The 26,180-nt window shown below is 38.8% G+C and carries 26 protein-coding genes; 18 read left to right on the top strand and 8 right to left on the bottom strand.

Annotated features, from left to right (window positions below; all coding sequences use genetic code 11):
• Positions 1 to 40: 40 nt before the first annotated feature.
• The 5 genes from modC to JFU56_RS10865 form a co-directional block, all read right to left on the bottom strand.
• A complete protein-coding gene (gene modC, locus JFU56_RS10845) occupies positions 41 to 1,129 on the bottom strand; it encodes a molybdenum ABC transporter ATP-binding protein ModC (RefSeq protein WP_198437300.1) in 1,089 nt (362 codons plus the stop codon).
• Positions 1,129 to 1,815: a molybdate ABC transporter permease subunit gene (gene modB, locus JFU56_RS10850; RefSeq protein WP_198437301.1), complete on the bottom strand. Its 687-nt coding sequence runs from the start codon at positions 1,813 to 1,815 to the stop codon at positions 1,129 to 1,131. The genes modC and modB overlap by 1 nt, the downstream gene beginning before the upstream one ends.
• Before the next feature lie 41 nt (positions 1,816 to 1,856).
• A complete protein-coding gene (gene modA / locus JFU56_RS10855; protein ID WP_198437302.1) occupies positions 1,857 to 2,654 on the bottom strand; it encodes a molybdate ABC transporter substrate-binding protein in 798 nt (265 codons plus the stop codon).
• Positions 2,655 to 3,098: 444 nt separating this feature from the next.
• Positions 3,099 to 4,196, bottom strand: a complete 1,098-nt coding sequence (locus tag JFU56_RS10860) for a diguanylate cyclase (protein WP_198437303.1) — start codon at positions 4,194 to 4,196, stop codon at positions 3,099 to 3,101.
• A 286-nt stretch (positions 4,197 to 4,482) separates the two neighbouring features.
• Entirely contained in the window at positions 4,483 to 5,757 is a 1,275-nt protein-coding gene (locus JFU56_RS10865) for a serine dehydratase subunit alpha family protein (protein ID WP_198437304.1), read from the bottom strand.
• Between the two features lie 357 nt (positions 5,758 to 6,114).
• Between JFU56_RS10865 and JFU56_RS10870 the strand changes: the two genes are divergently transcribed.
• The 18 genes from JFU56_RS10870 (at position 6,115) to JFU56_RS10955 (ending at position 21,163) form a co-directional block, all read left to right on the top strand.
• On the top strand, positions 6,115 to 6,951 hold the full coding sequence (locus JFU56_RS10870) for a TOBE domain-containing protein (RefSeq protein WP_198437305.1): 837 nt from the start codon (positions 6,115 to 6,117) through the stop codon (positions 6,949 to 6,951).
• Between the two features lie 388 nt (positions 6,952 to 7,339).
• Positions 7,340 to 8,224 carry a LysR family transcriptional regulator gene (locus tag JFU56_RS10875; protein WP_198437306.1) on the top strand — a complete coding sequence of 295 codons (885 nt, stop codon included), beginning with the start codon at positions 7,340 to 7,342 and terminating at the stop codon, positions 8,222 to 8,224.
• Positions 8,225 to 8,489: 265 nt separating this feature from the next.
• A complete protein-coding gene (locus JFU56_RS10880; protein WP_198437307.1) occupies positions 8,490 to 8,693 on the top strand; it encodes a Flp family type IVb pilin in 204 nt (67 codons plus the stop codon).
• Positions 8,677 to 9,129 (top strand): prepilin peptidase, encoded by a 453-nt coding sequence (locus JFU56_RS10885; protein WP_256432192.1) that lies wholly within the window; start codon positions 8,677 to 8,679, stop codon positions 9,127 to 9,129. The genes JFU56_RS10880 and JFU56_RS10885 overlap by 17 nt, the downstream gene beginning before the upstream one ends.
• A 7-nt stretch (positions 9,130 to 9,136) precedes the next feature.
• The gene (gene cpaB / locus JFU56_RS10890) at positions 9,137 to 9,940 is read left to right on the top strand and encodes a Flp pilus assembly protein CpaB (protein WP_198437309.1); all 804 of its coding nucleotides are present in this window, start codon (positions 9,137 to 9,139) and stop codon (positions 9,938 to 9,940) included.
• 8 nt (positions 9,941 to 9,948) lie between these two features.
• A complete protein-coding gene (locus tag JFU56_RS10895) occupies positions 9,949 to 11,283 on the top strand; it encodes a type II and III secretion system protein family protein (protein ID WP_242065949.1) in 1,335 nt (444 codons plus the stop codon).
• Positions 11,280 to 11,816: a hypothetical protein gene (locus JFU56_RS10900; protein WP_198437310.1), complete on the top strand. Its 537-nt coding sequence runs from the start codon at positions 11,280 to 11,282 to the stop codon at positions 11,814 to 11,816. Before JFU56_RS10895 ends, JFU56_RS10900 begins: the two co-directional genes overlap by 4 nt.
• Entirely contained in the window at positions 11,794 to 13,056 is a 1,263-nt protein-coding gene (locus JFU56_RS10905) for a P-loop NTPase (protein ID WP_198437311.1), read from the top strand. The genes JFU56_RS10900 and JFU56_RS10905 overlap by 23 nt, the downstream gene beginning before the upstream one ends.
• A 1-nt stretch (position 13,057) precedes the next feature.
• Positions 13,058 to 14,341, top strand: a complete 1,284-nt coding sequence (locus tag JFU56_RS10910) for a CpaF family protein (protein ID WP_198437312.1) — start codon at positions 13,058 to 13,060, stop codon at positions 14,339 to 14,341.
• Positions 14,341 to 15,258: a type II secretion system F family protein gene (locus tag JFU56_RS10915; RefSeq protein WP_198437313.1), complete on the top strand. Its 918-nt coding sequence runs from the start codon at positions 14,341 to 14,343 to the stop codon at positions 15,256 to 15,258. Before JFU56_RS10910 ends, JFU56_RS10915 begins: the two co-directional genes overlap by 1 nt.
• 2 nt (positions 15,259 to 15,260) lie before the next feature.
• The gene (locus tag JFU56_RS10920) at positions 15,261 to 16,151 is read left to right on the top strand and encodes a type II secretion system F family protein (RefSeq protein ID WP_198437314.1); all 891 of its coding nucleotides are present in this window, start codon (positions 15,261 to 15,263) and stop codon (positions 16,149 to 16,151) included.
• Complete coding sequence (locus JFU56_RS10925) at positions 16,144 to 16,890, top strand: lipopolysaccharide assembly protein LapB (RefSeq protein WP_198437315.1); 747 nt, start codon at positions 16,144 to 16,146, stop codon at positions 16,888 to 16,890. Before JFU56_RS10920 ends, JFU56_RS10925 begins: the two co-directional genes overlap by 8 nt.
• The gene (locus JFU56_RS10930; RefSeq protein WP_242065950.1) at positions 16,883 to 17,395 is read left to right on the top strand and encodes a TadE family protein; all 513 of its coding nucleotides are present in this window, start codon (positions 16,883 to 16,885) and stop codon (positions 17,393 to 17,395) included. Before JFU56_RS10925 ends, JFU56_RS10930 begins: the two co-directional genes overlap by 8 nt.
• A complete protein-coding gene (gene tadF / locus JFU56_RS10935) occupies positions 17,376 to 17,915 on the top strand; it encodes a tight adherence pilus pseudopilin TadF (protein ID WP_198437317.1) in 540 nt (179 codons plus the stop codon). The genes JFU56_RS10930 and tadF overlap by 20 nt, the downstream gene beginning before the upstream one ends.
• A 2-nt stretch (positions 17,916 to 17,917) precedes the next feature.
• On the top strand, positions 17,918 to 19,150 hold the full coding sequence (locus tag JFU56_RS10940) for a pilus assembly protein (RefSeq protein WP_198437318.1): 1,233 nt from the start codon (positions 17,918 to 17,920) through the stop codon (positions 19,148 to 19,150).
• Positions 19,151 to 19,226: 76 nt separating this feature from the next.
• Positions 19,227 to 19,862, top strand: a complete 636-nt coding sequence (locus JFU56_RS10945) for an OmpA family protein (protein ID WP_198437319.1) — start codon at positions 19,227 to 19,229, stop codon at positions 19,860 to 19,862.
• A gap of 22 nt (positions 19,863 to 19,884) precedes the next feature.
• A complete protein-coding gene (locus JFU56_RS10950; RefSeq protein ID WP_256432191.1) occupies positions 19,885 to 20,394 on the top strand; it encodes an outer membrane beta-barrel protein in 510 nt (169 codons plus the stop codon).
• Between the two features lie 181 nt (positions 20,395 to 20,575).
• Positions 20,576 to 21,163 carry a hypothetical protein gene (locus JFU56_RS10955; protein WP_198437321.1) on the top strand — a complete coding sequence of 196 codons (588 nt, stop codon included), beginning with the start codon at positions 20,576 to 20,578 and terminating at the stop codon, positions 21,161 to 21,163.
• A 603-nt stretch (positions 21,164 to 21,766) separates the two neighbouring features.
• Here the strand turns inward: JFU56_RS10955 and JFU56_RS10960 are convergent.
• The 3 genes from JFU56_RS10960 to JFU56_RS10970 form a co-directional block, all read right to left on the bottom strand.
• Positions 21,767 to 23,497: a hypothetical protein gene (locus JFU56_RS10960; RefSeq protein ID WP_198437322.1), complete on the bottom strand. Its 1,731-nt coding sequence runs from the start codon at positions 23,495 to 23,497 to the stop codon at positions 21,767 to 21,769.
• Between the two features lie 292 nt (positions 23,498 to 23,789).
• A complete protein-coding gene (locus JFU56_RS10965; protein WP_198437323.1) occupies positions 23,790 to 24,398 on the bottom strand; it encodes an outer membrane beta-barrel protein in 609 nt (202 codons plus the stop codon).
• Positions 24,399 to 24,574: 176 nt separating this feature from the next.
• Complete coding sequence (locus tag JFU56_RS10970) at positions 24,575 to 25,957, bottom strand: L-cystine transporter (protein ID WP_198437324.1); 1,383 nt, start codon at positions 25,955 to 25,957, stop codon at positions 24,575 to 24,577.
• Between the last annotated feature and the right edge of the window lie 223 nt (positions 25,958 to 26,180).

Consider the following 26,180-nt stretch of genomic DNA (forward strand, 5'->3'; position numbering starts at 1 on the left):
TATAGCAAAGCCTCACCGTGTTATACGGTTACTTTTATAATCAAAACGACTGCGCTACTTCACTCTCAGTCATGCTTACACCTTTGATTTGAGCATACACAGATTGCCCAACGGTTAGCGTCAAATCATCACATGCCCATGGGGTGATATTGGCCCATATATGGTCATCACCAAACGCTAATTTAACCTGTACATTATCACTTGATTCCGAGTGTATTATCTCAGTAATTGCCGTTGGTAGAATATTACGAATACTGCTGTCTTGTGGGCGTGTTTTACACAGGGATACATGGTTGGCATGAATCCGTACACGTAGTTTACTGTCAACAGGTAAAGGCAAGCCATTGATCCATAGATAAGTACCATCAGTGAGTGATAACTTACTCATACGATAACGTTCGTTCAACTCTGTGACCCTTGCCATTAACAGTGAGCTTTGCTCCTTAGCTGGCAACCAAGGGCGCATCTCAGCACTGTCCCAAACCGCTTGTAAGTGACCGTTTACTAGCACTTTACCTTTGTCTAATACCAGCATTGTATCAGCGAGTTGTAAGATCTCATCTAAGCTGTGGCTCACATAGATAATTGGCAAATCAAGGGTTTTAGCTAGCTGTAACAAATAAGGAATAAGTTCACGCTTACGGGGTAAGTCTAATGCTGCTAACGGCTCATCCATTAATAACATTTGTGGTCGCGTTAACAAGGCGCGACCAATAGCTACGCGTTGCTTTTCACCACCAGAAAGTGTCGATGGATAGCGGTCTAATAGCTCTCCTAAACCAAGTAATCTCACTACTGTATCAAAGTGATCTTGGTCTTTATCTTTATTACCGTAATTGAGGTTGCCGCGCACACTGTAGTGGGGGAATAAACGCGCTTCTTGAAACACGTAACCAATACGACGTCGTTCAGGAGGGAGGTTAATCTTTTGTTGCTGATGGTAAAGGTGCGTATTCCCTAAGGTTAACTGACCATTATCAGGTGTTGATAATCCACCAAGAATATTCACCAACGAGGTTTTACCCGCCCCAGAACGACCAAATACAGCGCAAATCCCTTGCATCGGAATTTGTGCATTTACCTGTAAGTCTAAATCGCCCAGTTGTTTCTTTATATCAATCGTTAACATTATGAGGCAACTCGCTGTTGGGCTTTCTTAGCTAACCACTGTGATGCAGTTAATGATAATACGGCAATGATAATCGCAATGACACACAGGCGAGCTGCTTCATGCTCTGCGCCTGGAGTTTGAATAAAAGAGTACATGGCGAGCGGAATAGTCCGTGTCTCACCGGGTATATTAGATACAAAAGTGATGGTTGATCCAAACTCGCCTAAACTACGGGCAAAAGCTAATACCATGCCAGAAACAATACCAGGTAAGGTCAACGGTAAGGTGATGGTGAAAAAGACGCGTAAGCGATTACTACCCAGTGTACGTGCGGCTTGTTCTAAGCGAATATCGACACTTTCAAATGACAAGCGAATAGCACGAACCATTAATGGAAATGACACTATCGCAGCCGCTAATGCAGCACCACGCCAACTAAAGCTGAAACTCCAACCAAACCAATCATAAAGAACCGCGCCGATACTGCCTTGACGCCCCATCGATATTAATAATATGTAACCTATTACCACAGGCGGTAGCACCAAAGGTAAGTGGATCAGACTATCAAATAGCGATTTTCCAGGGAATTCACAACGGGCTAATATCCACGCGCATATGATGCCAAATGGCAGGCTAAATAACACTGCGACACTCGATACTTTTAGACTTAGCAGCAGGGCTGCAATTTCATAATCACTTAACAAAGCCAGTTACCTTAAATGGATAGACCTTAAATAGATAGAGCTTAAACAGAATCGACCTTAAAACCGTATTTAACAAATATTGCCTGAGCAGCGTCAGATTGCAAGTATTGATAAAATGTAGAAGTGGCAGCTGAAGGCGTATGCTCAACCAGCACTAATGGATATTCGATAGGTTTATGGCTATTGCTAGGAAAGGCCGCCACGACTTTAACTTTTTTAGCTATTTGCGCATCCGTCGCATAAACAATACCAAAAGGAGATTCCCCACGCTCTACTAATGCTAATGCACCGCGCACGTTATTCGCCCGAGCCAATAGCGGCATTGCTTGCTGCCATAAATCGAGATTACTTAACGCTTGTTTAGCATAACGACCTGCGGGGACATGATCTGGATCGCCAACGGCAATTCTGCTATCTCCCACAGCTTGGGTTATATTCCAATGTTTGTTCAATACTATATGATCTACTGAGCTGTTGTTTGGGGCTATTAGTACTAAGGCATTGCGTAACAAGGTTACTTTTGAGCTGGCTAAGACCGCTTTTTTCTCAACTAAGTAATCCATCCATTTTTGATTTGCTGATAAATAAATTTGGGCTGGCGCACCTTGAGCAATTTGCCTCGCTAAGGTTGATGAGGATGCAAACACGAATACTGGATTTATCTTGCTCGGGTTCACAATGTTATCCGCTTTAAACGCGTTTCCCACTTCTGCTAACGCATTGGTTAATGACGCAGCGGCAAAAACAGTGATGCGTTCGCCAGCGAATACGCTGCTGCTGAATATAAATAACAGGATGGTTGTGAGATGCTTGAATGGATGACGGTATCTTGGTGGCATTAACAACCTCTATTTTGTGATGTGGTAGTTACTATCTATTGTGTGATAACTACTATTTCTTGTGTGAAAGTGACGATTTAAATCCGTTATGTAGTTAACTATATAACGCTTGGCAAATTTTAGCCCTGTTAACGAAAATTAACAAGGCTAAATTTTATATCTTACATTATTACTAAAATGTAACTCTGTTATTATATTTCTCATTCTCTAACATGCCCGGAATGACTTCTTCTAAGAAACGCTTGGTATACAGGTTTGTAAGGGAGTCTCGTACAGACTGTTCTGATAGTTGGTTTACAAAATAGCTGATAGTGATAATGGCAGAGCTAATGAATCGTGTTTAGACCACCGGTAGCTGACCATGCCGAGGACTATGAATATATCGTTTAGATGAAAAATACGGAAACCGATATATTTATGCTGATGATTTAATGTGTTGCATAATTAAAGTACGACGCGGTCTCGACCTGCTACCTTAGCTTCATATAGTTTTACATCTGCTCGTTTTAAGGTTTTATCAAAACTATCATCGCTAAGGCTATTATGTAATGCAATACCGGCACTTAATGTAACATTAAACTTCTTTTCGTCATTTTCAAAAGTTATTTCAGATACTTGATGGCGGATCATCTCTGCCATATCGATAGCGGCAATTTCATCTTTGAAAAAACCAATCAAAACAAATTCCTCGCCGCCATAACGCATACAGTAATCACTTTTTTTCGCATTGTGAATCATCACATTTGCTACTTGCTTAATGACTTTGTCACCGTGGTCATGGCCATGGATATCGTTGATTGATTTGAAATGATCAAGATCGATAAATATCACGGTTAAATGATGATCAGTTAGCTTGTTGTGATTAAGCAGTGCAGGTGATATTTCTTTTAAAAATCGTTTAGTGTATAAATTGGTGAGCGCGTCACGTACCGACAGTTCACTTAATTGATGCACAAAATAGTTAACAATGATAAATGTCGTAAAAATGAAAATAAGGAAGCCAAACAGTAATACACCGGTGGTTCTGAATACAGCCCAGAAGATGTTTGTTTTCATATCATCCAAATATAGACCTGTGCCAATGAGCCAGTCCCAGGCAGGGTAGTGCGCGACATACGAAATTTTCGGATATTCAGTGGCTGAATTGTGTTTAGGCCAAGTATAAGACACCCAACCACCGCCATTCTTAGCTTCTCGAGCAAACTCTTTAAAAATATACTTGCCATTACTATCTGCCCAGTTAGTCATGTTTAGACCTACGAGGTTTGGCATGTAAGGCTGTATTAAGATCTTGCCTTGGTTATCATTAATCCAAAAATAACCATCATCACCGTAGGTTGCCGATTCCAGCGTGCGCATCGCCATTTGTTGTGCATCAATAGTGGTCAACTTATTGGATAGTTCTAATTGATGAAAGTGTTGAATAATACCGAGAGCAGATTCAATGAAGTTTTTAGATTGCGCTTTTTTTTCTTCTTCCAAACTGGTCGAAAAGGAGTGATAAAAAAACAACACGAAGGCAACGATTCCAATGATTATCATGACTGACAAACCAACCAACTTATTTTGGAGGGGGAGTCGGTACGATCTTGGCGATAGGTTGTGCATTGCCATTCCTAATAAAATACTCTAATGAAAATAAAAAGCTATTTTGGTATTGTTATGCTGGTAAGCCGCTCGAATTATATAGGTTTATATGCTGACAAGCGCGCTTTTTTTTATAAATCTTAGCAATTATACCGCATTAAGTTAGCGGTAACTTAATGCGGTATAATTAGCTGTACGGTATGTACAGCTAACGTGATTATTTTTACGTTAAAAACCAGTGCTAAGCGGACATAATGTTAATGATGGTGGTATCGGTATTCACCATACCATTGGTCACTAACATGCCGATATTACGGATACTGCTTTCTATATCTTGCGCGATAATACCTTGATCGAATGCTTGGGTATCATTCATTGCGAGCATAAAGGCTGTTACTGCACTGCTGGTCGAGGTTTTTACTTTCATCGCACAGGTCGATTTTGCGCCATCGCACACCATGCCCGAGCAATCGCTTAATACGTTTTGGATGGCATAACACGACTGCTCATAATTACCGCCAGCAAGGTAAACCATTGCCATCGCAGCTGATGCACTGGTTACTGTGTTACCGCAAAAAGCGGATAGCGGTGGATAGTGCTGTTTAATATAAATAGCGCCAAGGTGACTTAAAATAAGTGCACGGGCAAGTTGTTCATAAGTGGCGTTGTAGTGTTTCGCAATCATTTCGACGGGGACGGTAGCTGCAATACCTTGGTTACCACTGCCATAATTGCTCATTGCTGGTAATGTCGCACCACCCATGCGTGCGTCGGATGCAGCTGCAGTACGCATAATAATGGTGTTGTTGAGGTCGGCAGACATAAAACCGCTCTGGATATTTTTATCCATCGTTCTGCCGATTTGTAATCCATAAGCATGCGCGAGCCCTTCATCTGCTAAATTTGAGTTTAACGTTGCGGCTTCTAGTATAAAGGCGATATCGGTAAACTCAGTGCTCATTGCATAATCATAAATGCCTTTAATGCTGATATCGAGATTATCAGTGATGTTATTCGCGCTTTGGGCTGAACAGCTGTTATTACTGAACACGAGTTTACCGTTAAGCGTTGTCTTGGTTATTTGCGTATGACCGCCACTGATCTCGACTACGGCAACATATTCTCGACATTGCATTTCCACGTGACAGTATATAAATTCTTTCGAATCGGTACGCTTAACAATGACCTTTCCGGCATCAATTAAGGCTTGCGCTTGGGTTACTTGCAGTGGTGTTATGTGGGCTAATACTTCTAAACCTGCATCAGGATCACCTGCTATAGCGCCGACAGATGCCGCAATCGCTAGCCCTATTTTACCTGTGCCTGGTACAAAGACACCCATTGAATTTTTATATAAATTATCAGATACGTGAACCGTAATTTGCTCTGGTGCAGCTGGTAACATACTCGCTGCAACCGCTGATGCATATGCGGCTGAGATGGGTTCAGTACAGCCTAAAGCTGGCTTTACAAATGTATTCAGTAGTTGCTTATATTGCTGCCATTGGTTATTCATTCGCTATCCCTCATCGGTGCTGACAAATAACCTCAGCAACCTGTAATTTGACGTTAATAGACGTTGGTTTACGTTTCTTTACGTTGACAGGGTTACTGTACGCTTATACTTGGAGAATATTTTTTCTTATCTGGATGAATATTATCGACTAAAGGGAATAATATTTCCTTAAATAAGGTAAGTAGCTATCATTTGCGGTGCTGATCACACTTATTTATTGTATTTTTTCTTCGCTATGTATCATCTAAAGTAAATCGTACGCTTCCCCATTTTTTTGATTATCATGTAGCGTCTCAGTTGTTATTACTTTAGTGATAACGCACAATAGGGACTTCATTTTCAAGGTGATGATATAGCGTGGATTTACAAGCATTATTGACAATTTCTGTTGCAAATAAAGTATTTGCAAATCCAAAACGGATCGCACTGTTACAACAGATACAAATTTGTGGTTCGATTAGTCAGGGCGCAAAGCTCGCTGGTATGAGCTACAAAACGGCATGGGATTCGGTGAAAGATATGAATATCCGTTTACCAGAACCTGTTGTACATAGCGAAAAAGGCGGGAAAGGGGGTGGGGGCGCTAAGCTAACAGCTTTTGGAGAACGCTTATTACAAATGTATGCACTGACTGACCAAATGCAGGACATGGTATTAGCTGCTTTACAAGACCAAACGATCCCCATGAATAACCTGCTAGATGTGATGGCTCACCTGTCATTGAAAACCAGTGCCCGTAATCAATTATCAGGCACCATCTTATCATTAGACAATAGCTTAACGAGTACAGGCTCTAATCATGATGATTTGAATGTATGTTTGCAAGTTGAACTGACGAATGGGTTACAGCTCAATGCTGGTATCACTCAAAGTAGTTGTGAGCGTTTATCACTCGCTGTAGGTAAACCGATCTTAGTGTTATTTAAAGCACCCGCTGTAATGCTAAGTAATACTAAACAGCCAGATCAGACGTTGAATCAATTACCGTGTGTTGTCCAAGACATTCACAGTAATACTCAGACGACTGAAGTGAGCTTGGCGCTGGTTGGAAAATACAGTTTAGACAACCGAACAGCACAAATGATTTATGCGTCGATTGATACACGATTAGCAAATAAATTAAAACTTGTGGTTGGTGGGGAATATTATGCGGCCTTTTCAGCTAGCCAAACGATTGTTGCTTGTATGAGTTAGTGTCTTAATACATTAATGCATAACGGCTTAAAGTTCACTTAGCGAATTTATTAATCAATAAAGCCTTATTTATTATATTCATAATCTGATCTTACTATTCAAGTTATTCAAATGTTCCAATAAGACTCAACAAACCTCAACAAACCTCAATAAACCTCAATAAAGCACAATAAAGAACAATGAGGGTTAATAAAGATAAATAAAGCCCAATAGATATTAATATGTGTATATAGTAAGCCTAGGTTTTTATGTGACTTAAGTGACGGTTAGTGTCATTTTCGACCACCTATAAGCATATGTTATAGATGATATTTTTACATCGTTAGTGCTGTATAATACAATCATCTTAATTTAGTGATACTTTGGCGTTCTTTATATAAGGAATAAGATGAAACCACAAATGGATAATTTAATCTCATTTATTTCAGCTGCCGATAAAGGTTCATTTAGTGCAGCCGCAAAAGAATTAAAAAAGAGCCAAGCATCGGTTAGTATTGCGATACAAAATTTAGAAATAGATTTAGGTTTCGAATTATTTAATAGAAATAAAAAGTACCCAGTGTTAACTGATAAGGGTGAGAAGGTTTTAAAAAACACCAAACTAATGATGTCACACTATAATGACTTTATTCATCAGTCTCGTGTCATCGAATCTATTAGTGACGTCAAAATCCGAATCGGTATCGATCCATTAGTTTGCTCTGAAAAAGTAACAGATATATTGTGTGAGTTTTCTGATCGTTATCCAATGGTTGATCTTTTTATCATGCAGCAGAATAGTAAGCTACTTTATAAAGAAATCATTGAAAATAAATTAGACTTTGCTATTGGCCTTTTTGCTGGCTTAGATAAATTAAATTGTGAGTTTGTGAGCGCTTTTCATATGCAGAGTTCATGGGTCGCTTCACCTAATTATAAAGATGGCAATGTATCAAATATAAGCTTAACAAGTATGGCTAGTTCTCGGTTGCTCACTCCAATAGATTTAAATTATTCATCTATGAATGAGATGAATTTTGCTACTCAGATATGGTGTGTTGAAGATATACATACTATATTATCATTTTGTCGAAGTGGTATTGGTATTTGTCATTTACCTAATTTCGTGACTAAACGTGATTTAAATGAAGATCGTTTAAAGAAAGTGTCTTTTGCATTTAACCAATTAAATAATGAGCATTGGGTCGCGTCTATTTTATGGCCGAAAAATAAAAAATTAAGCAATAAATTAAATTGGATACAAAACAAAATATCTGAAATTGAGTTTATTTAATCTTTCCTTCGTTACTATTTTTATTCCTCTATTTTATTCATCTCTTTAATTCCTTGTCTGACCAGTGATATTAAATACACTCACTATGTGTATTTAATATCACATTTTCGCTTTATTTTATCTTTATTTAAAAAATAAAATGATATTTAGTGTTTTTTTTAATCACCTATATAAAAAGTTAATGGGTAGTATTTATGCTAATTTTTTTAATGGGAATATGATGCCTGCGAATTAATAATCAATCTAATTTAAGGGAAGATAAAGCATGATCACAGCACTATATATTAAAACAACAAATGCACTATATGACTTCAAAAACGATCAACGTGGTGTAACTGCAATTGAATACGCAATCATTGGTGTCGCTATGTCAGCGATCGTGCTTGCTGTATTTAATACGAGCCTAAAAGATGCGTTAACAGCCGCTATGACGACGATTACGACTAACATTGGTGCGGCTGGTAAGTAGTTTGTATTTACAAGCTTTGGGATGGCTAATTATAGCCATCTTGTCTTGTTTTATTTGTTACCAGGATATTAAAGTGCGGAAAGTCCGCAATGATATTGTGATGGTCTTAGCGGTCGTCACCTGTTCTTTGATGACATTGACGGGTAATTATACTGCGGTTTATGTCTGTCTTGGTATCTTTTTGGTCGGCTTACTGTTAACTCAAGTTAATGTTATTGCAGCAGGCGATATTAAGTTATTGATGGCTTTTTCTTTAGCGATAAAGCCCGATTTAATATTACTTACATTTGTTGTGATTGGATTTACTGGTGGCTTGTTAGCTGTTGTTTATTACCTTTCTATCCGCATGAATAAATTATCGAAACAAGATAACGGGATCCCATATGCGCTTCCAATTTGTTTTTCCGGTGTTCTTGCAATAGCCGCATCTCTGTAGGTTTTATATGAAAACAAAATTAATAATAGCGATTGCAACACTTGCGATTGTTATTGGTTTGTATGGGTTATTAACAGAGGTTCCAGCGGCCACTGCAACTCAAGTAACAGAAACTGTTGCTGAAGAGAACAAAATTAAAGTGTTGTTTGTGCGTAATGACGTTAAACGTGGGCAACTTGTTGAACGTTCAGATTTTAGTATCCGCCAGTTATCTGAAAGTGAAGCAAATGCATTAGGTATTGCCGACGACTCCAACATAAATTTTGATGAAGGTAGTGTTTACAACCGCGCGTTAACAGTAGAGTCGGCTGTATTTTCTGAATATATTACAGCCACTAATGACCCTGAATATGTAGAGTTAGTACTCGCTGAAAATAGAGTTCCTTTTGCTATTAAAGTTGACCCAGACGTTATTATTGGCGGTGTTATCGGTCATGGCAGTTATGTTGATGTGCTTGCGCTAGCGAGTGGTGGCAGCAAGATATCGTTTAATAGTGATGAACTATCTCAACCGCAATTTAAATCAATATCTGTTTCGCCTGTGCTAATCGGGGTTAAGGTATTGAAAATTCAGCAAAGTGCGATATCCGGTGGCCAAAATAACAACGACGTTACTGCAACGGTATTAGTGTTAGAGCTTACGCGTAAACAAGTTGCAAAGTTGACTGTTGCAAAGCGTATTGCTGATTTAGAAGTGCATAAATCTATTGGTCGTTATAAAGCCGCTGATTTAACTGCAGATGCCGGTGATGTATTAGCTGACTATAAAGCGATTAAAGAGTTTCGCGCGAATGAAATTAGTATTAACTAGGGAAGAATATGTGGTATTTCAGGAAAATAGCTGTCGTGATGCTTATATTGGTATCTTGTATCAATACAGCGTTAGCACAACAAATAGTTAACCTTTCAGAAGGCGAAGCGAAAACAATTAAATCAACTCAACAGATTGCATCGGTGTTTATTGCTGACCCTGAAATTGCCGATTATCAGGTGATTGATGCCAATAAAGTGGTTGTTTTTGGTAAGAAAATTGGTAGTACGTCGATTATTGTTTTTGATGAGAATGGCGATACGATTACCAATAATAAATTAGTGATTAATAAAAGCTTGGTGCATATACAACAGCAAATTCAACTGAAATACCCGAATGCAGATGTGACAATATATAACGTGGGTGACCAAGTTGTGTTGAGCGGTATCGTTTCTACAGAGCAAGAGAAGGATGATATCAATATCATTGTTGGTGAGTTGCTCAATAAAAAGTCAGGCGATTATATTATTGAGTGGGAAAGTGCTAGCAGTGACACTAAATATGAAATGGAGTTTATGAAGCGTCGTCATTTTGCTGGCATCGTGAATAATATTGAAGTCGCTGCAGTCAAGCAGGTTAATGTGAAGCTTTCAATTGCTGAAGTATCACACTCATTCTTAGAGAATTTTGGTATTGAATATAGTTCGATAGGTCAAACCGCAGGCACATTTGTGAACTTAGTGACAAAATTTAGTGCCAGTGATATTACATCTGTTATCACTGCAATTGCCGATGATTCAGTAGGCCAAATCCTAGCAGAACCTAATTTATCTGTTATTTCAGGCGAAAGTGCAAGTTTCCTTGTCGGTGGCGAATTACCCGTTGTTACTGTTGTCGATGGCACCACTAATGTGCTCTACAAAGAGTATGGCGTACGTTTATCTTTAATGGCCAAAGTATTACGAGATGACAAAATAATCCTCTCTTTAAGCCCTGAAGTCAGTACGTTAGATAATCAATACAGCAGCGGCACATATAACCTCCCGGCATTAAAGACCCGTCGCGCCAGAACCACTGTGGAATTAGGCGATGGTCAAAGTTTTGTTCTAGCGGGCTTGTTGAACACTGAAGATATTGAGTCAATTAAAAAAATTCCGTTTTTTGGCGATATTCCACTTTTAGGTGCGTTATTTCGTAGCTCTGGTACTCAGCGTAATAAGACAGAGTTAATTATTGTAGCAACGGTAAACTTAGTTAAGCCGATCCATGCATCTCAAGTGCAGATACCTACGATGGAAAAAACCACTACTTTGCAGCGTTACTTTGCCATTGATCGGAGTTATGAGAAAGCAAGTGAGCGCTGGGCAAATGAAGTATTAGCCACTGGAGGATTCAAAAAATGATCTCGTTTTCAAGATTACAACGCTATTTCATATTATGTGTACTCGCATTAATACTCACCGCATGTGCAGAGCATGTCGCTGAGCGCCGAGGCACCCAAGTCGATGTCGTTCCTGTGATTTATTCATTAAGTTTAAAAATAGCACCAGAACAAAAAGAAAGTGCTGAAAAAGAGTTGGATCTATTTTTACAAGAGAATAACAGCATTGTATTAACTCAAAATATGGAGCTTATTTGGTATTCGGAGGCTGGTGAAAGTTTGGCTAATAATACGTATAAAAAATTACTAAAAAAAGGTGTGAGTGACAAAAATATCAAATTTATTCAGGGTGGTCGTCGTGATGTTAACCGGTTTGATTATGAGATTAACCTTATCGTTCATAAAGTACTTTTGCAAGTGTGTCAAAACCCTAAAGTCACTCATTATGGTCGTCCTGGTGATGGTTGTTATACAGAAAGTGCGCGTTGGCAATCCATGGTTAATCCAGAGAATATGCTAAATAGATCTACTGATGCTGAATACACTAATCGATAAGCGGGAAATGATGTTTAATTTAGTCGATCGTTTAAAAAAAGAAAAATCAATCAAAGTTAAAGAAGAGCATTTAACTTCGGTATTATTCTATCAAACACAAGCTTGTCATGAGCTTGTGATTGAAGCATTTAGATTTGAAGGTATATCCGCGCCAGTTATTTTAGAAAATAGTGATAAGAATATTGAAACTCACGTACGTGAATCAAGTATCGAAATTGTGCTCGTTGAGCTTAATAACAGTCAAAATGTAAGTAAAGACATGGAATTGATTAGTCATTTATTACCAAATGATGCGTCGGTGATTGTGATTGGTAGTGAGGATGCTATCTCGACAATTCGTAATCTCAAAGCCATGGGATATTACTATCTGTTCTGGCCAATCACTAAGCAAGAGTTGATCGATTTCATTCGTAACGTGAATGAGAATCGCAAACGAAATAGCGGTTTAGGTCAGAATCGAGTAGCAAAGAAAATTGCGATATGGGGTTCTAAAGGTGGCGTTGGTACATCGATGTTAACAGCTGAAATCGCATTTCAGCTGACAACTAATAAGAAGAGTACCTGTCTAGTCGTTGATCACAATTTTAGTGGCGGTAACATGGATATTCTCATGGGACTGCAGAAGTTTGAAAAACGTCTTGTGCAACGTGGTTCGTTATCCGGCACTTTAGATGTTGCTTTTGCGATGAGTATGACTAAAAAGGTCAACAATATGTTGTCATTACTTGCGTTAGACTCTGATGATTTGAATGAATTAGAGTTAAAAGAATACATTATCACTTTAAATAATGAGCTGGAAAAACAACAAAACTTCATTATTGAAGACTTATCTAGATCTGCAAATAGTAAGCAGGATTTACGCAATGTTGCACAAAATAGTGATGCGATGGTATTGGTTATTGAGCCAACAGTAGCCAGTGTTCGCGAAGCTGCAAAAGTGAAAGCACAATTTACTAGTGAAAAATCATCTGCGCGATTTTTTATCGTATTGAACTATACGATGATTGAGAAAAACGCAACCGTGACGCCCGAAGAAGTAGAGAAGTTTTTACGCCAACCAATAGACATTATTTGCCCATTTGAGCCAAATTCTGATGCTATCACACTCGAAGGTAAACATCTTTTTCAGCAAAAAAATGAAATTGCGAAAAGTTTACGCCGTCTCGTGTCTTTGCTTATTGGCGAAGCATTAGAAAGTGATAAATCGAGCTTCTTTAAGCGATTAAAAAAGCGAGCTTAGTATGATTAATGCAAAATCCATTTATGTACAAATACGCACACTTATTTTTGATGCTTTAGAACCTGAGGTGGTCAATACCCTCGATCGCCAGCAGCTGAGTGCTCAGATCCGTGGCGCGGTCGATTTACTTGTTGAACGAGATGGACTTAGCGTTCCTAGTGTTATGCGCGATGATTTTGTTAAAAATCTGGTCGACGAGTTACTTGGTCTTGGGCCTTTACAAAGTTTGATGGATGATGACAGCATTAGTGACATTATGATTAATGGTCACGAGAACGTGTTCATTGAACGAGCGGGTATTGTTGAACAAGCGTCGATCAATTTCATTGACGAAGAACAGTTATTGCAAATCGTAAAACGCATTGCGGCTCGTGTCGGTCGTCGTGTCGATAACTCGCAGCCTACTTGCGATGCGCGCTTAGAAGATGGTAGCCGCATCAATATCGTTATTCCACCTGTTGCGCTTGATGGTACCTGCATTTCCATCCGTAAATTTAAAAAGCGAAGTATTGATTTTGATAAGTTAGTTGAATTTGGTGCGATGAGTCCTGAGATGTCAAAAATGCTTATGATTGCATCGCGCTGCCGTTTGAATATTATCATTTCTGGCGGTACAGGCTCGGGTAAAACCACCATGCTTAATGCACTTTCGCAATTTATATCTCAGCGTGAGCGTATTATTACTATCGAAGATGCTGCTGAGTTACGTTTATTACAACCTCACGTTGTACGTTTGGAAACGCAAAAAGCTGGTATTGAAGGCAACGGTGAGATGAACCAGAGAGACCTCGTTATTAACTCACTGCGTATGCGGCCGGACCGTATTGTCGTTGGTGAGTGTCGTGGTCCTGAAGCTTTTGAAATGTTGCAGGCCATGAATACGGGCCATGATGGATCCATGTCTACATTGCATGCAAACACACCTCGTGATGCTATAGCCAGAGTCGAGGCGATGGTGATGATGGCGGCAAATAATCTACCGTTAGAAGCGATTCGTCAGACTATTGTGAGCGCGGTCGATATAATCATTCAAATTAGTCGCTTGCATGATGGTTCACGAAAAGTGATGAGTATTACAGAGGTGATCGGTGTTGAAGGCAGCAATGTTGTATTGGAAGAAATATTTTGTTTTCAGCCAACGCATGATGGTGCTAACAAAGGTAAAGTGCAGGGTAATTTTATTACTTCAGGTCTAATGCAACGTTCGGTATTGGTAGAGAAAGCGAAATTCTTTGGATTAGAAAATGAGTTAAAAGCAGTCTTTACAGCGCAAGGAGTTAATTAATGTATTTCTTAGCATTAATTATTGGTGGCTTGTTGCTGTTGTTGCTATTTTTACCGAAAAAAAAGCAGCAGCATAACTACTTGGATATGAGTAATAATACAGTCTTTGTTGATACTATTTATGAAGACCAGCAAGCTGTAAATCTAGCCACGCTTTCTGATCAAACGTGGAGTCAAAAAATATCTAAATTATGGTCTAATTGCCAGCGGCAATTAGGGTCATTAGCACTGGCTAAAGTGATGTTATTTGCGTTTATTCTAGCAATCCTTGCAATGCAGATTAACAGCAGTTTTCTTCGTGTGTCTTTACCCTTTGTCATTGCTTGCATCGAAATATTTGGTTTTATATTTGCGTATTTTTGGTTACAACGCCGAGAGAAAAAACAATTTGAAGAGGCCTTCCCTGAAGCATTGAATATGTTGACCAGTGCTGTTAGCTCGGGTGAAAGTATCATGCACGCTATCATTTTTGTAGGTTCAGCGCTTGATGGGGAAGTGGGTAAAGAATTTAAATTAATGGGAGACCGATTGCGACTCGGTGATTCACCTGACTCGGTATTTAAAAAGTCTTGTAATCGTTTTCCTTATCCAGCATTTCAATTTTTTGTTATCACCTTAAGGGCTAACATGCGCCGTGGTGGTCAATTAAAAGAGATCATGACCCGTCTTAACCGTCTGATGTTTGATGCTCGCGCAATTGAAAAAAAGAAGTTTGCATTAACATCTGAAGCCCGGGCTTCGGCCAAAATTGTGGGCTCAATTCCATTTGTTTTTTTATTTTTACTGCAATACCTTAGCCCTGAAAACTTTGAATTTGTGATGTTTCATCCTTCTGGTCGACCGATTTTATATTACGTGTTAATCAGTGAGGCGATCGGTATTTTTATCATCTGGACTTTGATGAAGGGAGTTAAGTAATTATGTATATTTGGACTCCTGAATGGACAGTCTTACTTCGTTTTCTACTGATAGGTATAGGGATTGTGCTGTTGTTATGGGTCCTTTTAAAGAATGTTAAACGCCAATCTTATTTCGATCGATTCGCTGTTGATGCACAAGAAAAAATTGAATCGAAAGGCGTTTTTGAGCATTTTTTCGAGCTATTATCTAATGCATTTTCTAGTAATCAGGATGAGATAAAAACGAAATTTATTGCTGCGGGTTTTTATCAGTTTAAATACGCATCATTATTTATGTCTGTTAAGTACTTTATATTATTTGGGGGGGGCATGGGTCTGTATTTTCTAAGTGATAGTATGGAGTTTGAAAGTGTGAATTTGATTGCCATTATTGCCTGTTGGTTAGTACTTATTATCATTTTACCTGATGCGTTCTTAAATTTAAGAGCAAAACAATTAACTGAAAAAATATCGAATAAACTGCCGTATCTATTAGATCTCATGGCGGTATGTGTACAGACGGGTATGACTATTGAATCAGCTATGAGCTATTTGAGTAAAGAGATGACAGGCTTTGATAAAGATCTGACAAATGTCTTAGTTAAAACTAACGACAGAGCACGGATCGTTGGACTCGCAATGGCTTTAGATGAACTGTATTTACGTGTTCCCTCAAATGAAATGCGCAGTTTTGTGATGACTTTAAAACAGAGTTTGCAGTTTGGGAGTTCAATTTCCCAGGTACTAACAACACTTTCTGGTGATATTCGCCAAGTTCAAATGCTCGGTCTAGAAGAAAAAATAGGAAAATTAGCGGCAAAAATGTCAATTCCTTTGATTGTTTTCATTATGGTGCCAGTTGTTATCTTGATTGCTGCACCAGGTATCATGAGGATGATGGTTAATGTATAAAAATTACCTATTACTCGTGTTTTTGTTGCTATCTGGTTGTCAGAGCAATCAGCTGCAATCATTTGAAAGTCAAGAAATTATTTTAGTTAAAATTAATGATTATAAACAGCTTATACCATTGTATAAACAACAGCTTAGCCGTGAGGACAATAATGAAATACGCTTAAAGCTTGCTGATACGTATCTTAAGTCGGGAGATCCTGAATCGACATTATTTACCCTTCAGCCCTTAACTGCTCCCGTAAAACCTACAGCGCAAGGTAGGGAGCATGTTCAAGCATTGATGTTACAAGCTTATGCCCAATATGAATTAGGTACTCTTGATACGGCTCTGAACAGTGCGTTAGCGGCAAATGAAATTCAAGTAAACGAGCCTGAGAATGAAAATCTGTTAGGTATGATTTACGTTAGTCAACATAGCTATATTCAGGCTCGTCACTTCTTTAATTTAGCCCGCAGTCATTTTTATGATGATATAACAATTCAAAATAACTTAGCTGTATTGGATATTATTGAGGGTAAATATGAGCAATCAATTCAACGTTTATTACTCTTGCAAAAAAGTAGCGTAGCAGATCCACAGGTTACAGCGAACCTACTACTTGCTATGGCGAAATTAAACAATTTTAGCTACGTAAGATCCGTGCTTACGCCAAAGTATTCTGATGCTGAAATCCTTGACATGTACCAAATATTACGCGATTTAAAACCAGCAATGCAGCAGGTGAATGATGCCTAATTACAGAACAATGACTCATCGACCAAGCAAGCAGAAGGGGGTCGCCAGTATCGAGTTTGCTGTCGGATTTTTTGCATTTTGGTTGATGTGTATGGCCTGGGTCGAAATGAGTTATATGTCTTATGTTTCTGCTGTGGGCGACATCGCTATTTCTGAGGCGGCGCGCAATGCTAAATTGCAAGATGAAAATTATATGTCCGCGTTTAAAAAGCAGTTACACAGTGGCGAATCAGTTTGGGCCAATATGATCGATATTGATGATTTTCGATTAAGTATTCAATATCTTGAATCGATGGATGATTTAACAAAGCAAACGGAGCCTTGTTTGGCTACGGCGGATAATCCAACGCAAGAGTGTGGTGATGAAGTAGATAGTGCGATTGCCATTTATCGAATCGATTATGACTTTAATTCTATGTTTACTTATTTTATCGATGAAACAAGTGTGTTCTCTCGGGAAGTGATAGTGATCCAGGAGTACCAGCGTGATACGTTCAGCAATTAATCAACGAGGTAACTTTACCATTGAGTTTGCTTTAATAGGCGTGATCTTTAGCCTGTTGTTAGTATTTAGTGGCGATGTGATCATTAAGCTTTCTGTAAAAGGAAAATTAGACCGCTTATCCTTTTCGCTGGCTAATGTATTAAAAGAGCGCACTCAGTTATTTGATGAGGACTATCAAATAACGAGTTCGGAAGCTAAATCAATTAACGAAATTGCGAGAAACTCTCTGCGTCGAACTCTAATGACATATGAAAATGAGCGGTTTGGTGTTCTGGTTGAAGAGCTCACTTTTGCTGATATAGGTACGCCTAACATTTTAAAATCATTTTCTTATGAAGGTGGCTGCGTTGTTACAAATACACTTGCTGAATTGGAGTATCTTTCGGTGATCACCTCATGGGATCGGCAGGCTAGTTTATATCGCGTTACTGCCTGTTATGAAACTGATAATTGGAGCGGTGAATTGCTCGGTGAAGAGTTTACTACTGTGAGCTCATCGTCTGTGATAATAGGTAGATAAAGATGCATTCAATTCGTAAACAATCCGGCCATGCTGCCATACTATTCGCTATGATGATCCCAGCTTTTTTTGGCATTTTCACTTTAGCGAGTGATGGCGCAAGAGCACTGCAAAGCAAAGCTCGTTTAGAAGATGCCTCGGAAGTGGCTGTGTTGGCGATAGCGGCGCATAACGCGGATAATTCGGGTAGCAATTCCGGCAGTGCTATTAATAAGCAAATTGCCAGAGATTGGATTGGCCAGTATATGCAAGATATGCAGGCTATTTCCGATATAAAAATCACCAAGCTCGAGTGTAACGATATTGCGGCGTGTATGGACGGACTGGATAATGGTGAGTCACGTTATTTTCAATATGAAATTATTGCCAAGACCAACCATCTATCTTGGTTCCCTGGTAATGATAGTACTGCTGGCTTTGGTGATTCATTTGATGTCGTGGGTGCTGCAACAGCAAGAAAATTTCAAAGTGAATCTGTCGACGTTATGTTTGTGAGTGATTTCTCTTACTCAATGAATTCGACTTGGAGTGGAGGCCGCAATAAAAAATACGTTGATTTAATCAATATTATTAAGGATGTAACGGTTGAATTAGAGAAATTCAATGAGTCCACCGGGATTAAACCCAGTCGAGTTGGGTTAACAGGCTTTAGTTTTTATACCAGAGCAAAAAATAATAGTCGTTGTTATCAAGATCAATATGTAAAAAATAGTGTTAGCACCACCATTGATCAAATATTCGACGAGAAAACGAGCTCTTGTAAGAGTTACCGTGGTAATTTTTATGATCTGTCATTAACCGAGAACTATGCACAATTTAATCAAAACTTGAGTCGTTTCAAGCCTGTGAGTAACAGTGGTACCGCGAGTTATCAAGGTATTATTCGCGGCGCGCAGATGATGGACTCAGTATCAGAGCCTAGACCTCGGCGCATTATTATTATTCTTTCTGATGGTGAAGATTCTCCCCAAGATAATCATGATAAAAAAGCTAAAAAGCTTGTTGCTGCAGGTATGTGCACTAAAATTTTATCGACCTTAGGCGCAGGGTTATCTTACGAAGGAGAGCTCACTAAAACTAAAATGGCTGTTGTAGGGTTTGATTACGACTTGGACTCCAACAAGGCGTTAGCTGATTGTGTTGGTTCGAACAATGTCTATAAAGCCAATAACCCTGAGGAAATATTAAATAAAATCTTAGAGTTGATATCAGAAGAAATTGGACATTTAAAATAGAGTTAAAAACTAAAATTGTAACTGTAGTAAATACTGCGTAGTTATCAACTTATCGTTAATGATCAGGAATATTATAATGAATATAAAATTTAGCACTGTTGTGCTGGTTATTAGTCTCGTGTTACCTAATTTGTCAGTCGCAAAGTCTTTGAGTAATCAGGCGCTCAGTTATTACTGTGGTAATGATAAAATTGAATATGAAAAAAGTATCACTGTGGGTAAAGGTACCCGAGTTCATTTGAATGAAGGGCCTTTTTATCAAGTAGAGCAAGCGGGTGAATATCAACCCACACTTGATTTTATCAATCAACAAATTGTGAGTGCGGGTGTGAGTGAAACTTGTGCCGAATTTTTATTGACCAATGGCTTCTTACAGTCAATGGACAGTGGTCAAATGATTGCACGAGTATACTTTGATTTCGATAATGCCCAGTTAACAGATAAGTCTAAATATGTATTAGATACCATCACGCAATTATTGAAGCTAAATAATAATAATCTTGTTGTCGAAGGTCATGCTGACACTACCGGCACCGCCGATTATAATTTCTCACTTGGATTAAAACGTTCGCGCTCTGTTGCTCAGTATCTTAAACAACTAGGTGTTAACCAAGGCAGATTAGAAGCGACTTCTGTTGGTGACACTATGCCAATAAGTGACAACAATACTGAAGCGGGCAGACAGTTAAATCGCCGAGTGGAAATTAAATAGTTAGTATTAAGATTTCATTATTATGTGTTTTAGAAAACACTTTAACCTTCTGTTTCTATCTACGATGGCTGTAGCTAATGAGCAGGATGTATATATATCTGCAGGAGTTAGTACTCATGAATTACAGTCAATAGAAGGTAATAAGATATCAGTATTGTTTGGTGCTAGAAATTATTACCAACATAACTGGTTTTTAGGTGGTGAATTAGAAGGCTCATATATCGATTATGATACAAAAGCGATTCATGAATCTTATAGTTTGGGCGCTAACATCCCAATAGGTAAGCGCTTTTATTTTTCCGATGATAGCTCAATTGATATTTATGGGTTGATAGGCTACTCAATGACAGACCTAAATTTAAAACCAAAAAACAGTACTATTCACGGTTTAAAATGGGGATTAGGCACGGATGTATCATTTTCTGATTTTATGGTTGGAGTTCGCTGGACTCAGGCTGAACTAGGTAATGACGACAATCAAGATAAATTAAGAGAAAAAAATATAACTCTGCTTGCAGGATACAAATTTTAAATATTTGGCAATACCAATTGTATATTTAACCTCTAACTAGAGCGCCGATTACAACACGCTATTAAAACTCAATAGGATAATCATAACATCCACTTCAACGTATAGTGCTTCATCCGCTGGCGGAAAATAGGTAAGCCACACTTATTCACATACCAAACTCAGAAAATAAAGGCCCTAAATTATGAAAATACTCACTTTGACATTTTTTTTAATCCTATTATCGGGTTGTAAAAACGCCAATAACGAAAGTAATAATGAACATACACCTGTTACGAAGATAGATAAAACACCCGAGCTTATTCAGGAGTTAAAAGATCAATCGACTATTGGTGACCAATTCTCAATTTTATACGATAAATTTGAACCTATTCTAGACCGCTCAGATTCACTCACTGGGCCAGATGAGAATGCAGATGGCATTCGTGACGATATTGAAGCCTTTATTGAGGCCTTAGAAGTGACAGAGCCTGTTCGTAAAGCACTAAAGCAAGATGCAAAACAAACACAAGAAAATCTTTATCATGATTTCAGTGAGAAAAACGATGCTAACATCGATAAAGCGCTTGAAATTGCGGATAAATATAACAAAGTTCTTGCATGTAAAACATTTGTCGGAATTCTGGTAGATGATGTAATCAATACATCTCGTACAATTGAGGCCTTAACCTATAATACTAAATCTCGCACTATGGCCTACCTCACTTACAACAACTTGTTAGATGGCTCTGTATCGATATCCTTACCTGCAGAGGAAAAGTACTGTGAATAGACTAACGTAGGAGTCCGCCTCTAAACACAGTGGTAGCCCCTAGCTCATCAGACATAACTGGGCACGGATTGGTTAAGATTTATTTAACTCATCCAGTAAGCCCTCTTCTATTTAATTTAGAGAGTGAAGAAGACATCATTAATATTAAATCCTGTAGAGGAACCAATGAATTACAAAGTAAGGGGCAGCTCCCTGATGTTGGTTCATTCTTATTTGCTGATTTTTCAAACATAAAAAAACTGAGGTCTCCTTTAGACATGACGGTTTCAAAGACTGTGACAGATAGGTATGGAAAGGTGTGGGAAAAAATAAAACGAGATGTTAGCCCATCCTATAATAATGGTTATAGTCGCTGTATGGGGAATGGCTGATTGATAGAGTTAATTGCAACACAAAACCATTACACGGCCGAACAAAAAAATTATTAAAACGCTTAAAACTATCAGGGCGTTATCAACTTGAAACAAAATATAAAGAACCGATTTGTATACTGCATTGAAAATAATATTTTTTGTTCGATGGCTAGTTATGTCGTGGCGCGGCTCATTTTCCCACAAGATAAGAGGCGAGTATATAACCTGTTAAGGCAAGTTAAAGCTCACTTCAATTAGACTTCAAATCAACATACGACCTTGTTTCAATACCATGCTCATTTATTTGTAAGCCAGTGTTTAAGCGTAAATTGTAATCCTTCATATCTTTCAATTCTTGTGGTACTTCCTGGCCGCTGAGCTCCGCAGCTGTAACCAAGGGCGTAAATGCCTTACTGTAATCGATGGATAGACTGTAGATACCTGTTGCTGTCATAGGCTTATTACCGAGATCTAGCGCTATTTTTTCAGCCTTATCACCGTTAAAAATAACCATATGTTCTTTATGCATGAGCAGCTTGGGGTTAACGCCAGGCAGAGATGAGATAGGGATTAACGATGACAGCTCTACTATGCTACCGTTCGCAGGTAACTTCACGCCAGCCAGTTCAGGTCTAAAAGTAGCGATAATATTATATAGTGCTCTTGGATCATTCGCAGATAAACTGATGATCGCATCTAAACTCTTGATCGCCAGTTCACTTTGATTTTCATCTAAGCTGTAATCAATCACAGCGCCGGAAACACCTTTAATACCATTTGCCATCGCAGTCATCACACCAAGCATGGCCGGATTATTCTGTTGGATCGTCGATTGTGCTTGTTGCAGTGGTGGGCAGGTATAGCTCGGTTGTTGTAACTCATTCCACACGCTACTGATTGCGGGTGATAAGCTGCCAACGTCAATACCAATACCAAGGGCTAATACAGTGTTATTTAAATCGCTGACGTATTCGGGAATAAAGCCTGTCATCTGCGTGAGTGCAGAGAGTATGGTCTGGTTATTACTCTCGATCACCATCGACATATCAAATGTGACATTATCATCGTTTATATCAAATTGCTTAAAACCAAATACTGTCCGTGGCCAGTTATTAGCAATGCTGGTTAGCTCTGCTTTACATTGGGGCTGCTGGTAGACCTGTAGAGGATCTTCAGTTTGTAACGCCATTAACTGCGCGATATGTTGGCCGAGTAAACTCTCGTTAGGGCTTGTAATCGCTTGAATGATTGCTTGGTGGTTTAGATAGCCAATAGACTGTTCTGTAAAATCATGTTTTTTAATGAGCTGCTCGAGGGAATCTGAATCAGCTAGCGATTGTTCTACTGGCGTTAGCCCTAATGCATTCTCCAACAGCAAAAGATCATTTAATCCGCTATTTAAGGTGATGGTCAACAGGTTATTATATTGGCTAATTATCAACTCTAAATTTACTTTATCTGAATCATCAGTCAGTTGATAGGCGCGATAATCACGCTGTTTTATCTGCCTCAGTTCATGAATGAAGCCACTTTCTGCTTCTGCCTCATCTAATAATGCCCAGATGGCATCGGGGTTGACTACATCCATTTTGAATACGGGCATAATACCGAGAGTGTAAAAATAAGCCTGTAACTCATCAGCAAGGCCAAACGTCGTCATAAATGTATCTGTATCTTGCATGCTGTCTAGATAACGTTGGGTTAATGCTAAGAAAAAGTTTACTTTGTTGTTCTCCGGATCATAACTCTCACTTGCGTATATAGAGCCCATCATTTCATCGGGAGGTGTGCTGTAAGTATCTGCGATCGCATTAAGGTAAGTTTTGATAGGGAAGGGAGTTAATTGACCTGAAAATAGCGGGGTATTTTCCGGAATATAATTTAATACCGTGTATTCATTGGAACCTGTATTTTGGCTGACTAAATAGCCGGCTGTTGCCGCCGCTGCAAGTAGAGCACCTGTTATTAAAATCCGTTTCATCGTATTCAATCCGTTTTATTTTGTTAATTATAGTATGGTCTATCGATCTTTATTTTGTCGCTAAAATGAAGTTTTAAGCATCAATACAATGAATTAGCGCATATATTTTGATAACAAGCACGTAATCCTGGTGATATATTAAACAACGCTTCATTATGCCGTTAGTCGAAAATATTAATTAGAATTTAGAAATAAGCCCCTATACAAAAATGCCTATTAGAATTAACTAATAGGCATTTTTTCTATACAGAGATCGGCTTTGCAAACAGAGCAACTGTCATGATATGACCCATTATATAAATGAGAACTGAACCCCTAAATTATAACTAAATTCACTTTCGATTCGATTTGCATATTCAAGGCCTGCTACGAGCCCAAAGGTAGAACCTAATTGGAACACGTTCTTCAGTCCAACCACATTCTTATGTTCTTCGACTGCTTCATATCGGTACGAAAGGTCGGTCATCCAATGCTTAGCAAGTTGAGCTTTTATTCCTGCCTTACAGTAGCCAGAGGTTTCAGAATAATGTCGCACATCTCGATCTGCACTGTAGTTGACGACACCGCAAGATACTGGAACTGAAAATGTTGATGAACGTTTGATGACATAACCTAGCCCGGCAGACCAAGTATTTATTTCAGAGCTAAATCGGGTTTGGAAATCGGCATTGCCTTCAACAAATACATCGTCAGTAATATTAGCGCTTGCATCAAGGTATAGTCCTGCTAGCCCCTTACTTTCTGAATTATTGTACTTATCGCCAAAATACGGCGTCATGGCATCTGATGAATAATTCGTTGCTTTATAGCCAAAGCCGATATAGGTAAAGTTATTAGCAATATCTGTATTGGCATAAACATTAGTTGATAATAATAACGTGAGTAGGAAGAACTTTTTCATGTGATACCTTATTTTCGATGTTCATTTAATATGCATTGGCTAATTATTGATATAGTAAGACTTTGTATTTTATATCACCATGAGAAAGATGTAAGTTTTGTCAGTGCTATAAAAATGCCTATTAGGATTAACTAATAGGCATTTTTATTACTCAATTATTCTAGAACTGCGATTGGTTAAGCTGTTGTTTGCTCTATCGGCGTTTCAGCTGCTTGACCTTGTTTTGACTTCAATAATCGGCTGGTAATGGTACCTGCTGTCATTGAACCACTCACATTCAGTGCCGTACGCGCCATATCAATTAATGGCTCAATCGAAATAAGCAGTGCTGCAATTGCGATAGGTAGGCCCATTGCTGGCAATACGATAAGAGCTGCGAACGTTGCACCACCACCCACACCGGCAATACCAAATGAACTGACCATGATAATTGCCACAAGCGATAAGATGAAGCTAAAGTCCATCGGGTCGATCCCAACACTTGGTGCAACCATGACCGCTAGCATAGCTGGATAAATACCCGCACAACCATTTTGACCAATCGTCGCGCCAAATGATGCTGATAGGTTGGCAATTGCTGGTGGCACGTTTAGCTCGTTAATTTGCGCTTCTACATTTAGTGGAATTGTAGCTGCGCTGCTGCGAGAGCTAAATGCAAATGTCAGTACAGGCCAGATTTTTTTGAAGTACTCTGTTGGTTTCACGCCAACAAATGATACTAAGATGCCGTGTACAACAAACATCAGTAAGATCGCCACATAAGACGCAACGATAAAGCCAAGAAGGTTAAGAATATCGCCAGCACTTGATGTTGCGACAACCTTCATCATTAAGGCTAAGATACCGTAAGGTGTGATCGCCATGATCATTTTCACTAAGCGCATTACAATCGCTTGTGATACATCGACAAAAGTTTTGATAGGTTTTGCTAGTTCAGCGTTTTCAGTACTGACTTTAAGCGCTGCAATACCGACTAGAATACCAAAGATAACCACGGCAATAATTGACGTTGAACGTGCACCCGTTAAATCAGCAAATGGGTTAGTTGGGATAAAGCTCACTAACATTTGTGGAATACTTAAATCACTCACTTGGCCTGCGCGTGATTCGATCACGGTGACACGTGCCACTTCGCGAGCACCTTCAGTCAGGCCTTCAGCTGATAAGCCAAACAGTTGCGCAATACCAATACCAATAATAGCTGATAGCATGGTTGTAAACAGTAACACACCGATAGTTAAGCCACTGATTTTACCAAGTGAACCTGAACGATCTAATTTAACCACCGCCGCAATCATGGATACGAGTACCAATGGCATGATCACCATTTTCAATAAACCAACGTAACCTTTACCTACGATATCAACCCAAGCAAGTGTTTCTTGAATGGTGCTGCTGCCTTCGCCGTAGCCAAGTTGTAGTAGTAAGCCAAACACACTACCTGAAATAAGACCTAATAAAACCAGGCGTGAAAGGGTATGGCCTTTACGTTGTTGGGTATTTATTAAATAAATGAGGATACCAAACACCGCTAAGTTAGCGGTAACTACTAATGACATGATGAATTCCTGTGAGTGCTGATAGCTCAAGTAACCTGATAGCACTACTTTGTGCAGTGTTTTTAAGCTATTTAATAACAATGGGTTGTATTTATTTCAGCAGATTACACTAGTGCCTTTCTTAGCAAAAAGAATTAAATTTCATTAGATATTACTTTTTGACATATAAAGGACTGCTTATTTATTTCTATTTGGCGTCAACTGTATTTTTTGTTTTATTTGT

The sequence above is a fragment of the Moritella sp. F3 genome (genome assembly GCF_015082335.1).
In the GTDB taxonomy this organism is placed as follows: domain Bacteria; phylum Pseudomonadota; class Gammaproteobacteria; order Enterobacterales; family Moritellaceae; genus Moritella.